Here is a 15,094-nt window from a genome sequence, read left to right as displayed (position 1 = left end):
CGCCGGGTGACGACCACCGTCGCCGAACTGCGCGAGCTGCTCGACTCCGGCCCGGCGCCCACCGTCCTCGACGTCCGCTGGGCGCTGGGCGACCCGCACGGCCGCGACCACTACGCCGACGGCCACATCCCGGGCGCGGTGTACGTCGACCTCGACACCGAGCTGGCCGCGCCGCCTTCGCCGCAGGGCGGCCGGCATCCGCTGCCCGACCTCGCCGGGTTGCAGGCGGCGGCACGGCGCTGGGGTGTCCGGCGGGGCCGGCCCGTCGTGGTCCACGACGACCTGGGCAACACGGCGGCCGCACGGGCCTGGTGGCTGCTGCGGTACGCGGGGATCACCGACGTCACGCTCCTCGACGGGGCCCTGGGCGCCTGGCGGGCGGCCGGACTGCCGCTGGAGACCGGGATCCCCGCCGCTCCGGCGCCCGGCGACATCGTGCTCCGGGCCGGTGCGCTGCCCGTGACGGACGCCGACGGCGCCGCCGAACTCGCCGCCACCGGGCTGCTGCTGGACGCGCGTGCCGGTGAGCGGTACCGGGGCGAGGTGGAACCGGTGGACCCCAGGGCGGGCCACATCCCGGGGGCGGTGTCCGCGCCGACCGGCGAGAACCTCGCGGCCGACGGCACCTTCCGGCCGGCCGGCGCGCTGCGCGAGCGGTTCGAGAAGGCGGGCGCGGGGGCGGCCACGCGGATCGGCGTGTACTGCGGCTCCGGGGTCACCGCCGCCCACCAGATCGCCGCACTGGAGATCGCCGGGTTCGAGGCGGTCCTGTTCCCCGGCTCCTGGTCGGCATGGTCCACGGATCCCGACCGCCCGACCGCGACGGGACCACTACCGGCCGGATCCCTGCCGGCCGGATCTCTGCCGGTCGAGTCTCTGGCGTCCGGATCTCTGCCGGTCGAACCGCTGCCGGCCGGATCGCCCGCCGCTGTGAGGGGTTCCTCATGACGACCGAGTCGCTGGAGGCCGCCGTGCCCGCGCCGCAGGTCGCGCCCACGGCCGGGCGGGTCACGATCCGCGGCACCGTCCGGCAGGGCCGTCGGCCGACCGTGCCCCGGTCCGTGCGGCGCGCCGCCGGACCGGTCGGCCTGGTCCTGCTCTGGTTCCTGGCCTCGGCCACCGGCATCCTCCCGGAGTCCGTGCTCGCCTCACCGGTCGACGTGATCAAGCAGGCCGTCGACCTGACCAAGGACGGCGAACTGCCCCGCGCCATCGCTGCCTCGGGCCGCCGGGCCGCCATCGGCTTCCTCATCGGCGCCACGGTCGCCCTCGTCCTCTCCCTCCTGGCCGGGCTGTTCCGGCTCGGCGAGGACGTCATCGACTCCTCGATGGGGATGTTCCGGGCGATCCCCTGGGTGGGTCTGATCCCGCTGTTCATCGTCTGGTTCGGCATCGAGGAGACCCCGAAGATCGCCCTGGTCGCACTCGGCGTCACCTACCCCCTGTACTTCAACATCTACGGCGGCATCCGCTCCACCGACGCCCAACTCGTCGAGGCCGCCCGCATGATGGGCCTCGGCCGGCTCGGCCTCATCACGTACGTGATCCTGCCGAGCGCGCTGCCCGGCGCCCTCGTGGGGCTCCGGTACGCCCTGTCGACGGCCTGGCTGGCGCTGGTCTTCGCCGAGCAGATCAACGCGGACGCGGGCCTCGGCTATCTGATGAGCAACGCCCAGCAGTACTTCCGCACGGACGTGATCGTGCTGTGCCTCGTCGTCTACGCCCTGCTCGGGCTGGTCTGCGACTTCGCCGTACGGATCCTGTCGCGCCGGCTGCTGACCTGGCGGGCCAACTTCGAGGGCGAGGCGTGAGCGTCATGGCCAACAGCGTGGAGATACGCGGACTTTCCCGGTCCTTCGACGGCAACACCGTCCTGCACGATCTCGATCTCGACCTCCGGGAGGGCGAGTTCGTGGCCCTGCTCGGGCACAGCGGGTGCGGCAAGTCGACGCTGCTGCGGATCCTCGCCGGGCTCGACGACGAGATCGGCGGCGAGGTGACCGTGCCCGCGCGGCGCAGTGCCGCGTTCCAGTCGCCACGGCTGCTGCCCTGGCTGAAGGTGTGGCGCAACGTCGTCCTCGGCCTGCCGGGCCGCCCCGACCGGGCGCTCGCCGCGAAGGCGCTGGACGAGGTGGGCATCGCCGACCGCGCCGGGGTGTGGCCGAAGACCCTCTCCGGCGGCCAGGCCCAGCGCGTCTCGCTGGCCCGCGCCCTGGTCAGGGAGCCCGAACTGCTGCTGCTGGACGAGCCGTTCGGCGCCCTGGACGCCCTCACCCGGGGCAAGGTCCAGCAGCTCGTCGCCGAACTCTGGCAGTCGCACGGCTGCGCGGTCCTGCTGGTCACCCACGACGTGGAGGAGGCCCTGCTGCTCGCCGACCGGGTGCTGGTCATGGACGACGGCCGTATCGCCCACGAACTCACCGTCGACCTGCCCCGCCCCCGCGACCTGACCACCCCCGAGTTCGTGACCCTGCGCGCCCGCCTGCTGACCTGGCTCGGCGTGACCCGCACCCTGGAAGGAACCCCGTCGTGATCCGCAGAATCGCCGCCGCCGCCCTGAGCATGACCGCCCTGCTGGCGCTGAGCGCCTGCGGCGCCGACTCCTCGGCGGACACCTTCGCCGGCCGGCAGGTCACCCTCACCATCGGCGACCAGGCCAAGACCCTCCAGACGATCATCGCCGCCTCCGACGCCCTCAAGGGTGCCAAGTACAAGGTGAAGTGGGCCGAGTTCGAGGGCGCGGCCCCGCTCTACCAGGCCGTGCAGGCGAACGCCGCCGACACCGGCTACTCCGCCGACCTGCCCGCCCTGCAGGCGCTCAGCGGCGGGGTGAAGATCAAGAACATCGCCGCCCTCAAGAACGACGGCACGCACGTCGGCATCGTCGTCCGCAAGGACTCCGGCATCGACAGCGTCAAGGATCTCAAGGGCCAGAAGGTGGTCGTCTCCTCGGCCAGGGGCAGCGTCTCGGAGTACCTGCTGGCCAACGTGCTGAAGCAGAACGGGCTCAGCTACAAGGACGTCCAGGTGCAGTACCTGCTGCCGACCGACGCGCAGGCCGCCTTCGCCTCCGGGAAGGTGAAGATCTGGGCGACCTTCGGCGTCTACCAGGCCGTCGGCCTGGAACAGGGCGGCAGGCTGCTCGTCGACGGCGCGGACGGCCGGGTCAGCGGCATCGGCTTCGTCAACGCCTCCGAGAAGGCCCTCGCGGACCCGTCCAAGAAGGCCGCGCTGTCGGACTTCCTCAAGCGGCTCGGCACGGCCCTGAAGTGGACCAGCACCCACCAGGACGCGTACGCGAAGGCCATCGAGCAGCGCAACGGCGCCGACGCGACCGTCGCCAGGACCCTCGCCTCCGCCGCGTACAGCCAGGTGCTGCCGGTCACCTCCGACGTGAACACGACCGTGCAGGGCGTCGCCGACCTCATGAACGGCATCGGCGTCCTCGACCCGAACGTCGACGTGGCGAAGTCCGCCGACACCTCTCTCCTCAAGTGACTTTTACGACACAGGAGTCCACCATGCCCGTCGAGTTCATCAGCGCCGTCCACACCGACGCCGGAGCCTCCGGCCCCGCCGCCGCCGGCCGTACCGGCCTCGACGTCGACCACCTGCGCAGGTACGCCCGCGCCCTGGACGACGGAGGCTTCGACCACACCCTGGTCGCCTACCACTCGGCCTCCCCGGACGCCTTCCAGGTCGCCCAGTTCGTCGCCACCCACACCGAACGCGTCCGCCCGATCCTCGCCCACCGCCCCGGCGTGATCTTCCCGACCCACGCGGCCCGCGCCCTGGCCACCCTCGACCGGATCAGCGACGGCCGCCTCACGCTCCACATCATCTCCGGCGGCAGTGACGAGGAGCAGCACCGCGAGGGCGACTACCTCGACAAGGCGCAGCGGTACGAGCGTTCGGACGAGTACATCCAGATCCTCCGGAAGGTCTGGCAGGCCGACGGCCCGGTCTCGCACCACGGCAAGTACTTCACCTTCGAGGGCTACCACTCGGACGTGAAGCCGGTGCACGGCCTGGTCCCGATCTCCGTCGGCGGCTCCTCCCAGGACGCCTACCGGGTCGGCGGACAGCAGGGCGACATCTTCGGCCTGTGGGGCGAGCCGCTGAAGGAGACGGCCGAGCAGATCGCCGCCGTCAACGCGGTCGCCGACGCGGCCGGCCGCCCGCACCCCCGGATCTGGGTGTCGTTCCGCCCGATCATCGCGCCCACCGAGGAACTCGCCTGGGAGAAGGCCCACCGCACCCTCGGCGTCCTCAAGGACCAGGCCCGCACCACCGAACAGCTCCGCCACTACCGCACCACAGGCCGTCCGGCGAACGTCGGCTCCCAGCGGCTGCTGGACATCGCCGAGCGCGGCGAGGTCCACGACCGCTGCCTGTGGACCGCCCCCGCGGTCGCCACCAACGCGGCCGGCGCCTCCACCGCCCTCGTCGGCACCCCCGAGACGGTCGCCCAGGCCCTCCTCGACTACGTCGACATCGGCTGCGACCTGCTGTCGATCCGCGGCTACGACCCGCTCAACGACGCCATCGACTACGCCCGGTACATCCTCCCCCTGGTCCGCCAGGAACTGGCCCACCGCGCCGCGACCGCCCACGCCGCCTGACACCCCACCTGCGAGCACCCATGGAGACCCCGTGTTGTTGCACCGCGCCCTGCGCGCGCCCGCCGCCCTGCTCACCGCCCTCCTGCTGCCCTTCGCCGCGGCCTGCGGCGGCAACGCGCAGGCCGACTCCGAGAACGACGTCACCCTCCGCGTCGGCGCCACCGGCTGGAAGGTCGAGGAGGCGGTACTGAAGTTCGCCCACCTCGACGACACCCCCTACAAGGTGAAGTGGAGCGTGTTCCAAGGCGGTGACCAGCAACTCCAGGCCGTCCGCGCCGGAGCCCTGGACCTCGCCGCCTCCAGCGAGATCCCGCCGGTCTTCTCGGCCGCCGACGGCAGACCGAACTTCAAGGTCGTGGCCGTCCAGCGCGGCTCGACCCTCAACCAGGAGGTCGTCGTCCCCAAGGACTCTAAGGTGACCGACATCGCAGGCCTGAAGGGCAGGAAGGTCGGCTACGTCAAGAACACCACCGCGCACTACTTCCTCTACGAGCTGCTGAAGCAGGCGGGCCTGAAATGGTCCGACATCGACGCCAAGCCCCTCCTCCCCAACGACGGCCTGGCCGCCCTCAACGGCGGCAGCATCGACGCCTTCGCCTCCTACGGCACCTCGATCATCACCGCCCACCAGCAGGGCGCCACGACCGTCGGCTCCGGCGCGGACATCCTGTCCGGCAACTTCCTCTGGTCGGCCCGCGACAGCGTGCTGGGCAGCTCCGCGCAGAAGGCCGCGGCGGCCGACCTGATCGCCCGGATCAGCAAGGCGTACGCCTACGTCCGCGACGGCCGCGAGGCCGACTTCGCGAAGGTCGTCGCCCAGAACACCCACCAGCCCATCGCCCAGGCCGAACAGGACCTGGCCGCCCAGCAGAAGCAGCGCCCCACCCGGGCCCGCACCGTCGACGACACGGCGGTCGCCTCCCAGCAGAAGGTGGCCGACGCCTTCACGGAGCTGGGCGCCCTCTCCACGCACCTGGACGTGAAGTCCTTCTGGACCACTGCCCTCAACACCGACCTGAGGAAGGCCCTGTGACCGTCGACCGCATAGCCGAACTGGCGGCCGAGCACGACCGTTCCGGCGCGTTTCCCTCCTCGTCCCTCCAGCTGGTCCACGAGGCGGGCTGGCTGACCGCGACGATCGGCCGGCAGTACGGCGGCCAGGGCGCCGGCGTCGAGCAGACGGCACGCATCCTGCACACCATCGGCCGGGGCGACCCGTCCGTCGCCCTGATCACCGCGATGACCCTCGCCACCCACGCCCGGCAGGCGGCCCGCCCGCACTGGCCGGAAGAGCTGTACGCGCGCGTGCTGAAGGAGTCCGGGGAACGGCCCGTTCTCCTCAACCACGCGCGCGTGGAGCCCGAACTCGGCTCGCCCGCGCGGGGCGGCCTGCCGGCCACCCTCGCCCGCCGTACCCCGGACGGCTGGTCGATCAGCGGCACCAAGAGGTTCGTGACCGGCGCGGAGGGCCTGGACTGGTTCCTGGTGTGGGCGACGACCGACGAACCGGAGCCGAGGGTGGGCACCTTCCTGGTGCCGGGCGACTCACCCGGTATCGGGATCACCGGCCGCTGGGACCAGTTGGGGCTGCGGGCGAGCGGCAGCCACGACGTGACGTTCCGGGGCGTCGAGGTGCCGTACGAGCACGTCATCGGCATCGGCCCGCACGGCCCCGCCGCCGAGCAGGACAACCGCGCGGGCGCGTCCCTGCACCTGCCGCTGGCGGCGCTGTACCTGGGCGTGGCCCGGGCGGCGCAGGCCTTCTTCCACACGTTCGCGCGGACGCGGGTGCCCGCCAACCTCGGGCACCCGGTGGCCCGTACGGAACGCTTCCGCAGGGCCGCCGGCGAGATCGAGGTCCTGCTCACGGCCGCCGAACAGCTGGTGTTCGACGGGGCCGCCCGGGTCGACGCGGCCGATCCGGCGTACACCCCCGAACAGGCCCTCGGCGCCCGCGTGCTGGCCGACCGGCACGCGGTACGTGCGGTCGAACTGGCCGTACGCCTGCTCGGCAACCCCGGCCTGGCCCGGGGCAACCCCCTGGAGCGGCACTTCCGCGACATCCAGTGCGCGCCGGTGCACGCGCCCCAGGAGGACATCTCCCTCCTGGCGATCGGAACGAAGGCCCTGAACCCGTGACCGTCGCAGACCCCACCTCGACCACCACCACCGCCCCCGCCCGGCTGCTCGGCCTGCTCGCCCGCGACCTGCCGCCCGACCGGCTGGCCACCGACCCCCGCACCCTGGCCGCGCACACGACCGACCGCTCCGGCACCCGCCCCGAGGGGCTGCCGCTGGCCGTCGTACGCGCCCGGCGCACCGAGGACGTGACGGTGACCCTCCGGCACGCGCACGCCCTGCGGGTGCCGGTGGTGGCCCGGGGCGCGGGCACCGGCCTGTCCGGCGGGGCGACGGCCGGCGAGGGTTCCCTGGTCCTGGACCTGTCCGGGATGAACCGCATCCTCGAACTGTCCCCGCAGGACCAGCTCGCGGTCGTCGAACCGGGCGTGATCACGGCGGAGCTGGACCGCGCGGCGGGCGCGCACGGACTGCGCTACGCGCCCGACCCGGCGAGCGCGGCACTGTCGACGATCGGCGGGAACATCGCCACCAACGCGGGCGGGCTGCGCTGCGCCAAGTACGGCGTGACCCGGGACAGCGTGCTGGGCCTGGAGGCGGTCCTCGCGGACGGCACGGTGATCGCCACCGGTCGCCGTACCGTCAAGGGCGTCACCGGATACGACCTCACCGCGCTGCTGACCGGCTCGGAGGGCACCCTCGCGGTGATCACCTCGGCGACGCTCCGGCTGCGTCCGCTGCCCGCCGCCACGGCGACACTGGCCGCGTACTTCGCCACCTTCGAGGCGGCGGCACAGGCGTCGTACGCGATCGCCCGGGCGGGGGTGGTCCCGGCCCTCGCGGAACTGGTCGACGGACCGGTGCTGGAAGCCGTCGACCCGGCCCTGCGCGAGCGCGGGGCCGCCCTGCTGATCGTGCAGTGCGACGGCGTCGGGGCGGCCGCCGAGGCGCGAGCGGTGGCGGACCTGCTCGTGCCGCTGGCCACGAGCGTGCGGACGACCGACGACCCGGCCGAGGCGGACGCGTTGCTCGCCGCCCGCCGCCAGGCACTCCCCGCGCTGGAGCGCCTCGGCCGTCCCCTCATCGAGGACATCGCGGTACCCCGCTCCCGGCTCGCCGAGGCGGCCCGTGAGATCCGCGCGATCTCGGCCCGCCACCAGGTGCCCGTCTTCACCATCGCCCACGCGGCGGACGGCAACCTGCACCCGATCATCGTGGTCGACCCGGCCCTGGACCGGCTGCCGGACGCGGCCTGGGAGGCGGCCGGCGAGATCTTCGCGCTGGCCCTGCGCCTGGGCGGCACCCTCACCGGCGAACACGGGGTCGGCGTCCTCAAGAGACAGTGGGTCGCCGACGAACTCGGCCCGGCCGCACACGCGTTGCAACGCCGCCTGAAGCAGGCCTTCGACCCGCACGGGATCCTCAACCCGGGCAAGGCCCTGTGAACCGCCCGGGGCGTGCGCCGTCCGTCAGGTCGGGCGGAGGGCCCGGCGGGCGCGGCTGACCAGGTTCTGGGCGTCGGTGCCGAACACGGCCGTCGAGGCGGTCGACGTACTGCGCGGAGCGCTGACGGCGGCGGGGATCGCCCTGCCGTCCCTGAAGCCGGAAACCGCCTCCCCTCCCCGCGACACCGTCGCAGATCACGGTCTGCCCAACACGGCTGCCGCAACGGCGGGCGAGAACGCGAAGCGATCGGCGAAGCCGGAACCGTCAAGGAATCGTCAGGTTGTGCCAGGCAGAACCGTCAAGCGGCAGAGCTTTGCTGAGGGCTTCGCTGACGCCTCTCGACGGAAATGGACCGTGATCATGGCTGTACTGCTGCACCGATGGGGGGTGTTCGCGGTACGCCGTCGCCGTACGGTCTTGGCCGTATGGCTGCTCGTCGTCGCTGCGACTGCCGCTCTGGGAGTCGGTTTCGCGGGGAGCTTCGACTCCAAGTCGGACATCCCCGGATCGGCCGCCCAGAGCGCCCTGACCAGGATGGACCGGCATTTCGGGTCGTCCGACCACCAGAGCGCGGAGATCGTCTTCGAGGCGCCGACGGGCACCTCGTTCAAAGACCCGGCCAAGGTCACCGCGCTGAAGCAGTCGCTGACCGCTGCCGCCACCGTGCCCGGTGTCACGTCGGTCAGTGACCCGCTGCGCGGCCAAGCCGTGTCGCCGGACGGGCGGACGGCTGTCGCCCAGGTCCAGTTCTCCACGGCCAAGGACCAGGATGTTCCCCAGGCCGACCTCGATGCCCTCAGGGACACGGCGGCCGGCAGCCGCGCCGCAGGCATCGACGTGGTCTTCGGCGGCGACGCCTACAAGCAGTCCAAGCCCCCGGTGGGGCCGACGGAGGGGATCGGCGTACTCGTCTCGCTCGCCGTTCTGGCGATCACCTTCGGTTCCCTGCTGTCCGCCGGAATGCCGCTGGTCACCTCTCTGCTCGCGGTCGTGGCGAGCATGACGGGGCTGATGGGCCTGTCCTCGGTCCTGAGCGTCTCGGACAACGCCCCGACGCTCGCCGTCATGCTGGGCCTCGCGGTAGGCATCGACTACGCCCTGTTCATCGTCTCGCGCCACCGCGCCGAGCTGGCACAGGGCCGCAGCGTGAAGGATGCCGCGGCCCGTGCGACCGCGACCGCCGGGAGCGCGGTGGCGTTCGCCGGTCTGACCGTGGTCGTCGCGCTGGCCGGTCTGACGGTGGCGGGGGTTCCGGTGCTCACCTCGATGGGCCTGAGCGCCGCGGCGGCGGTGACCGTCGCGGTCGCCATGTCACTGGGGCTGCTGCCCGCGCTCCTGGCAGTCGCCGGGGAGAGGCTGCGCCCGAAGCCGGGTTCACGGGCCGTACGCCGGATGCGCAGCTCGCAGGATCCCGCCGCCAGGCCCTCGATGGGGGCGCGCTGGGTCGGGGCAGTCGTGCGCCGTCCGTGGCGGGCGGTCGTCACCGTCACCCTGGCGCTGGCCGCGCTCGCCGTGCCCGCCACCCAGCTCCAGCTCGCCCTGAGCGACGACGGCAGCGAACCGGCGTCGACCGCTGTGCGCCAGGTCTACGACAAGATCGGTGCCGCTTTCGGCCCCGGCGCCAACGGCCCCCTCGTGGTGCTGGTCACCGATGCGCCGTCCGGCACTCTCAAGGCCACCGGCCAGAAGGTCGCCAAGGACCTGGCCACCGTCAAGGGCATCGCGCGCATCACCCCCGTCGACTACTCCGGCGACGGCGCCGCCGCGCGTGTCCAGGTCATTCCCGACACCGGGCCGCGTGATCCCGCGACCAGCGACCTGGTCACCCGGCTGCAGGACCGGGTCACCCCGCTTGCGGCACAGAGCGGCAGCCACATCGCCGTCACCGGCCAGACCGCCGTCAGCATCGAGGTCTCCGACAAGCTCAGTGCCTCCCTGCTGCCGTTCGCCCTCGTCGTGGTAGGACTCTCGCTCCTGCTGTTGATGGCCGCGTTCCGTTCCGTCGCCATCCCTGTCAAGGCCACCGTCGGCTTCCTGCTGTCGGTCGGCGCGTCCTTCGGCGCGATCGTCGCCGTCTTCCAGTGGGGCTGGCTCGCCGGAGCGCTCGGTGTGCCCTCCACCGGGCCGATCGCCAGCTTCGTGCCCATCATCGTGATGGCCGTGCTGTTCGGCCTGGCCATGGACTACGAGGTCTTCATGGTCTCGGCCATGCGCGAGGAGTACGTGAAGACGAGGCGAGCCCACGCTTCGATCATCGGCGGGGCCCGGCACGCCTCCCGGGTGGTCACCGCCGCGGCGCTGATCATGGTGGCCGTGTTCGCGAGTTTCCTGCTGGGCCACGATCCAGCGATCATGCCGATTGCGCTGGCCTTGGCGGTCGGTGTCCTCGTCGACGCGTTCGCGGTCCGGATGACGCTGGTGCCGGCCGTCATGTCGCTGCTGGGCCACCGCGCGTGGTGGCTGCCGCGCCGCCTGGACAAGTGGCTGCCCGACCTGGATGTGGAAGGGGCACACCTGGACGAGAATGAACCGGTATCCGCCCCCGTGGTCTATCCCCTCAGCCCCCGGCAGGACGTCTCTTCATGAACTCCCCGGACACGGTCCTCGTCGTCGAGGACGACGCCGGCATCCGCGACCTGATGGCCTCGGCTCTCAGCTTCGCGGGCTTCGACGTCCAGCTCGCCGAGAACGTGCCCCAGGCTCTCACGCATCTCGCGCAACGCACCCCGGACGTCATGGTTCTGGACGTGGGCCTGCCCGGAGGGGACGGCTTCGAGGTGCTGCAGCTGATCCGCTCGCGCGGTGTCACTGTGCCGGTACTGTTCCTGACCGCCAGGGATGCCATCGAGGACCGTGTCCGGGGATTCAGGCTCGGCGGTGACGACTACGTCACCAAGCCCTTCAGCGTCGTCGAAGTCGCCGCTCGTCTGCAGGCCCTGATCCGCCGCTCACGCGGCAGCGCGGGTGCCGCGGCGGATGACGGCATCCTGCGCTACGCCGACCTCGAACTCGACGACAAACGCCACACCGTCCACCGCGGCGGTGACACGGTCGACCTGTCACCCACCGAGTTCCGGCTCCTGCGCTACCTGCTCTCGCATCCCGACCATGTCATGACCCGCTCGCAGATTCTGGAGGCGGTCTGGCAGTACGACTTCGGCGGTGACTCCGTCGTGGTGGAACGCTTCGTGTCCAACCTGCGCCGCAAACTCGACCACGGCCGCGAACCCCTCATCCACACCGTCCGCGGCATCGGTTACAGCCTGCGGCGGCACGCCTCATGAAAGGACCGTGCCTCTCGTCGCTCAGACCCCGCCGGCTCGCCACCATCCGCGGGCGGATCCTCATCGGCGTCCTCGTCCTGCTGGCCGCCGGCCTCATCGGCAACTCCGTCGCCGGCGCCGTGACCCTGCGCCACTACCTGGATCACCGGGCAGAGGCATCCCTGCGGGCATCCGGCGACCGCGTCCACCGGCTACTCGCCGCCGGCCCCCAGACGGTCAACGGAACCCAGCTGTCCGCTCTGATCTCGCCCATCCTCGGCATGACCGTCATCGGACCCGACGGCACGGTCGCCGACCAGGCGGGGGACGGCGTACCCGGGGCGATCAACGGCCTGACCGCCGGCCGGCTCGACCAGGTCGTCACCATCAAGGACGACCCCTCGGTGCCCGACCTGATCGCACTGCGCATCCCCACCAGCGGCCTGACCGTGAGGACATCCGAAGGGGAGGTCACCGCCTCCGCGGTCATCCTCACCGTGCGCACCGACATCGACCGGGCCACCGTCACCGACTTCGTCTCCAGCCAGGCCACCATCGTCGGCGTCACCCTCGCCCTGGCCGTCGCCACCGGGCTGCTGATCCTCAAGTTCGGCCTGCGGCCGCTGGGCCGTATGGCCGATGCCGCCGACGCCATCGCCTCCGGCGCCCGCGAGGAACGCCTGCCCACCTACGGGGACCGCAGCGAGACCGACCGCCTGGCCACCGCCGTCAACGCCGCCTTCGACGCCCAGGCGCGCGCGGAGGACAACATCCGTGCCTTCGCCGCCGACGCCTCCCACGAACTGCGCACCCCCCTTGCGACCGTCTCCGGCTGGCTCGACCTCTACCACCAGGGCGGCCTCACCACCCCTGCCGAGCTCGACCGGGCCCTGGAACGGGTCGACGGCGAGGTCGGCCGTATGCGCCTGCTCGTCGAGGAACTCTCCCTGCTCGCCCGCCTGGACGCCGGACGCCCCCTGGAAGCACAGCGCGTCGATCTGCGGCGCCTGGCCACCGACGTGGTCGAGGACGCCGGCGTCGTCGCCCCGGACCGCACCATCCACCTGCACGCCGACGCGCCCGTCCACGTACGCGGAGACGCCCCACGGCTCCAGCAGGTCCTCAACAACCTCGTCGGCAACGCCGTCCAGCACACCCCGGCCGGCACCCCGATCGACGTCTTCCTCGAGTCGTCCGGCGGCGAGGCCGTCATCCGGGTGGCCGACCAGGGGCCCGGGATCGCACCGAAGGACCTCTCCCGCGTGTTCGACCGGTTCTGGCGGGCCGAGGCCGGCCGCGGCCGGGCCCGCGGCGGCTCCGGACTCGGCCTGGCCATCGTCCAGGCGGTCGTCCACGCCCACCACGGCACCGTGCGCATCGCCTCGCACACCGGCTCAGGGACCACCGTCACCGTCACGCTCCCCGCCCTGCCGCCACCACGTTGATCGCACGGACCGCGTGGTGGTCAGGGACGCGTCGTGGCAACCTCCCCATAAGGAATCAGCAATGAACCCATTGACTGTTTGCTATAGCAGGAGTCAGTCTGGCGGCATGACCAAGGACACCCTCGGCCCCATGGAGACGACCTCGCTGGCCGACCAGGCCTACCGGCGGCTGCGCGACGCGATCCGCGGGGGCGCCCTGCGGCCGGGCGAGAAGATCACCGAGCGGGACCTCGCGGCTCGTCTGGGAGTGAGCCCCACCCCGATCCGGGAGGCGCTGCGCCAGCTGGTGCACGAGAAGGTCGTCGAGCGCGTCGGCCCGCGCGCGCTGCGGATCGCCGACCACTCCGCCGCCGCCCGCAGCGAGATCGTCGAGGCCGAGGTCCGCCTGTCCGCCCTGATGGCCAGGCTCGCGGCCCGCAACGCCACGGCCGCCCAGCTGACCGAACTCGTCGGTCTCCTGGACCGCGCCGACCACCTGGTCGCCGGGATCGAGCGGACACTGGCCGACCAGGGGGTCGACGCTCCGGTGGCCGACCAGGTCACCGCCGTGTTCCGGCTGCTGCGCGAATTCCACCACCGGGTCGAGGCGTGCGTGGCCAATCCGGTGCTGGAGGGCCTGCTGGCCCAGGCCCGCGCATTCAGCGACGAGGAACGCCTCGACCTGACCGTGAAGCTGGCCCCCGGTCGGGCCGACAGCTTCCGCAGTCGTTACCGAGAGCACCGCGCTCTGCTGGACGCCCTTCTGGAGCGCGACGAGGACCGTGCCGAACAGCTGGCCGCCGCCCACCACCGCGCCGCACTCGTCCAGCTGTCCACCACCTGACCCCTTTCCTTCAGCTGCCTGCCCGCCGGCCCCTCGGGAGGTCGTCGGCGAGCCGACCGCCATGTTGCTATAGCATATGGCACAGGAGCCGCCATGCTGCACGACGAACCACCCCAGCCCCCCGCCTCGGCATCTGCACCGGCCGCGCTCGAGGCCGCCCTCGCGGCCGGACGTCCGGCGCGCATGAACGGGACCGCCGTCCTGTGGGTCGCCCTCGCGATCTTCGCCCAGGAGTCGGTGTGGAACTTCTACGACGCGCAAGTCCCCGCCCAACTGCGCAACTTCGTGTCCTCCGCCGCCGTGATCGGCCTGACCATGGGCCTGGACACCGGGCTCGGCGTCATCGTCCAGCCCTGGATGGGCCTGATCTCCGACCGGCTGGCCCGGCGCCCCACCGGACGCTGGCCCATCGTGGTGGCCGGGGCGTGCGTGGCGGCCGTGCCCTTCGCACTGATCCCGTGGGCCACCAGCCTGCCGATGCTGATGCTCTGCATCTTCGCGTTCGGCCTGACCGCCAACTCCTTCAAGGGCGTCACCGAGACGCTGGTGTCCGACTACGTCGCGCCCGGGCAGCGCGGCAAGGCCCAGGGGTTCATCAAGGCCGGCGTCAGCCTCACCATCATCGTCTCGGCCCTCATCAGCCTGCTGGTGGTGGACCACAGCCTCAAGGCCGCCTTCGCCATCCCACCGTTCCTGATGATCGTCATGGTGGTCCTGTCCTACCGTTTCCTGGGCCGTCGACACCCCGCTGCGCTGCGCCGCGAGGACACCGCCGCCGAGCAGGCCGACCCGTTCTCCTCGCCGTGGGCGGTCCTCAAGGACCTGGTACGGGAACCGAGCCGGGTCCGGCTGCTGCTCATGGCCGGCATCTTCTGCTTCGCCGGCATGTGGGCTGCGCTGCGCTCGCTGACCACCCCGTACGGCACCGAGGTCCTGGGCATGTCCCGGGGCGCGGCCGGCGGCATCGCCCTGCCCGGCGCCATCGCGTTCCTCATCTGCGTCGTGCCGTTGGCCTACCTCTCGCACCGGCTCGGCGAGCTCCGCATGATCCGCTACGGCATCGCCCTGTTCGTGGCGGGCCTGCTCGTCGGCTTCGCCGCTCCCACCCCGGCCTTCACCGCCGTCTCCGTGGCCATCGCCTCGATCGGTTATGCCGTCTTCTCCGTCAACGGCCTGGTCGCCCTGTGGAGCCTGGCGCCCAGCAACCGTGTCCTGGGTGCCTACACCGGCCTGTACACGGTGGCCTCCGCCTCCGGCATGGCGCTGGGCCCCGCCCTCCTCGGCGTCATGGTCGACCTCACCGGCTGGCGCTACATGCTCCTGAACGCCGCCGCTTTCGGCGCCGTCACCTTCGCCGTCTTCACCCTCGTGGCCCGCCGCGCCTCCCGCACGGCCCCCGCCCCCTCCTGACCCCAC

13 protein-coding genes are annotated in these 15,094 nt (G+C 72.2%); all 13 read left to right on the top strand.

What is annotated here, in order from left to right:
* Positions 1 to 6 precede the first annotated feature (6 nt).
* The 13 genes from ACZ5K7_RS08165 to ACZ5K7_RS08105 all read left to right on the top strand — a co-directional run bounded on the left by ACZ5K7_RS08165 (position 7) and on the right by ACZ5K7_RS08105 (position 15,088).
* Positions 7 to 948, top strand: coding sequence for a sulfurtransferase (locus tag ACZ5K7_RS08165; protein ID WP_468911790.1), 942 nt, complete (start codon positions 7 to 9; stop codon positions 946 to 948).
* Positions 945 to 1,811, top strand: coding sequence for an ABC transporter permease (locus tag ACZ5K7_RS08160; protein ID WP_351691523.1), 867 nt, complete (start codon positions 945 to 947; stop codon positions 1,809 to 1,811). Before ACZ5K7_RS08165 ends, ACZ5K7_RS08160 begins: the two co-directional genes overlap by 4 nt.
* Positions 1,812 to 1,816: 5 nt before the next feature.
* A complete protein-coding gene (locus ACZ5K7_RS08155) occupies positions 1,817 to 2,533 on the top strand; it encodes an ABC transporter ATP-binding protein (RefSeq protein WP_468911788.1) in 717 nt (238 codons plus the stop codon).
* A complete protein-coding gene (locus ACZ5K7_RS08150) occupies positions 2,530 to 3,498 on the top strand; it encodes an ABC transporter substrate-binding protein (protein WP_468911785.1) in 969 nt (322 codons plus the stop codon). Before ACZ5K7_RS08155 ends, ACZ5K7_RS08150 begins: the two co-directional genes overlap by 4 nt.
* A 23-nt stretch (positions 3,499 to 3,521) precedes the next feature.
* The gene (locus ACZ5K7_RS08145; protein ID WP_468911782.1) at positions 3,522 to 4,622 is read left to right on the top strand and encodes an LLM class flavin-dependent oxidoreductase; all 1,101 of its coding nucleotides are present in this window, start codon (positions 3,522 to 3,524) and stop codon (positions 4,620 to 4,622) included.
* A gap of 31 nt (positions 4,623 to 4,653) precedes the next feature.
* Positions 4,654 to 5,655 (top strand): ABC transporter substrate-binding protein, encoded by a 1,002-nt coding sequence (locus ACZ5K7_RS08140; protein WP_468911779.1) that lies wholly within the window; start codon positions 4,654 to 4,656, stop codon positions 5,653 to 5,655.
* Complete coding sequence (locus tag ACZ5K7_RS08135; RefSeq protein WP_468911776.1) at positions 5,652 to 6,761, top strand: acyl-CoA dehydrogenase family protein; 1,110 nt, start codon at positions 5,652 to 5,654, stop codon at positions 6,759 to 6,761. Before ACZ5K7_RS08140 ends, ACZ5K7_RS08135 begins: the two co-directional genes overlap by 4 nt.
* Positions 6,758 to 8,146: an FAD-binding oxidoreductase gene (locus ACZ5K7_RS08130; RefSeq protein WP_468911773.1), complete on the top strand. Its 1,389-nt coding sequence runs from the start codon at positions 6,758 to 6,760 to the stop codon at positions 8,144 to 8,146. Before ACZ5K7_RS08135 ends, ACZ5K7_RS08130 begins: the two co-directional genes overlap by 4 nt.
* Before the next feature lie 361 nt (positions 8,147 to 8,507).
* Complete coding sequence (locus tag ACZ5K7_RS08125; RefSeq protein ID WP_468911770.1) at positions 8,508 to 10,733, top strand: MMPL family transporter; 2,226 nt, start codon at positions 8,508 to 8,510, stop codon at positions 10,731 to 10,733.
* Entirely contained in the window at positions 10,730 to 11,431 is a 702-nt protein-coding gene (locus ACZ5K7_RS08120) for a response regulator transcription factor (RefSeq protein WP_468911767.1), read from the top strand. Before ACZ5K7_RS08125 ends, ACZ5K7_RS08120 begins: the two co-directional genes overlap by 4 nt.
* Positions 11,428 to 12,855, top strand: coding sequence for a sensor histidine kinase (locus tag ACZ5K7_RS08115; protein ID WP_468911764.1), 1,428 nt, complete (start codon positions 11,428 to 11,430; stop codon positions 12,853 to 12,855). The genes ACZ5K7_RS08120 and ACZ5K7_RS08115 overlap by 4 nt, the downstream gene beginning before the upstream one ends.
* Before the next feature lie 106 nt (positions 12,856 to 12,961).
* Entirely contained in the window at positions 12,962 to 13,678 is a 717-nt protein-coding gene (locus tag ACZ5K7_RS08110; protein WP_351691555.1) for a GntR family transcriptional regulator, read from the top strand.
* Positions 13,679 to 13,771: 93 nt separating this feature from the next.
* A complete protein-coding gene (locus ACZ5K7_RS08105) occupies positions 13,772 to 15,088 on the top strand; it encodes an MFS transporter (protein WP_468911760.1) in 1,317 nt (438 codons plus the stop codon).
* Positions 15,089 to 15,094: the final 6 nt, after the last annotated feature.

The organism is Streptomyces sp. NPDC031497 (assembly GCF_055580905.1).
Note: the sequence above shows the minus strand (reverse complement) of the source record. Positions and strands in the feature narration are given on the sequence as shown.

Coding starts and splice junctions, on each gene's coding strand:
- ACZ5K7_RS08155 (WP_468911788.1), top strand. CDS start 1,817: ATGGCCAACAGCGTGGAGATACGCGGACTTTCCCGGTCCTTCGACGGC.
- ACZ5K7_RS08120 (WP_468911767.1), top strand. CDS start 10,730: ATGAACTCCCCGGACACGGTCCTCGTCGTCGAGGACGACGCCGGCATC.
- ACZ5K7_RS08110 (WP_351691555.1), top strand. CDS start 12,962: ATGACCAAGGACACCCTCGGCCCCATGGAGACGACCTCGCTGGCCGAC.
- ACZ5K7_RS08160 (WP_351691523.1), top strand. CDS start 945: ATGACGACCGAGTCGCTGGAGGCCGCCGTGCCCGCGCCGCAGGTCGCG.
- ACZ5K7_RS08115 (WP_468911764.1), top strand. CDS start 11,428: ATGAAAGGACCGTGCCTCTCGTCGCTCAGACCCCGCCGGCTCGCCACC.
- ACZ5K7_RS08125 (WP_468911770.1), top strand. CDS start 8,508: ATGGCTGTACTGCTGCACCGATGGGGGGTGTTCGCGGTACGCCGTCGC.
- ACZ5K7_RS08105 (WP_468911760.1), top strand. CDS start 13,772: ATGCTGCACGACGAACCACCCCAGCCCCCCGCCTCGGCATCTGCACCG.
- ACZ5K7_RS08145 (WP_468911782.1), top strand. CDS start 3,522: ATGCCCGTCGAGTTCATCAGCGCCGTCCACACCGACGCCGGAGCCTCC.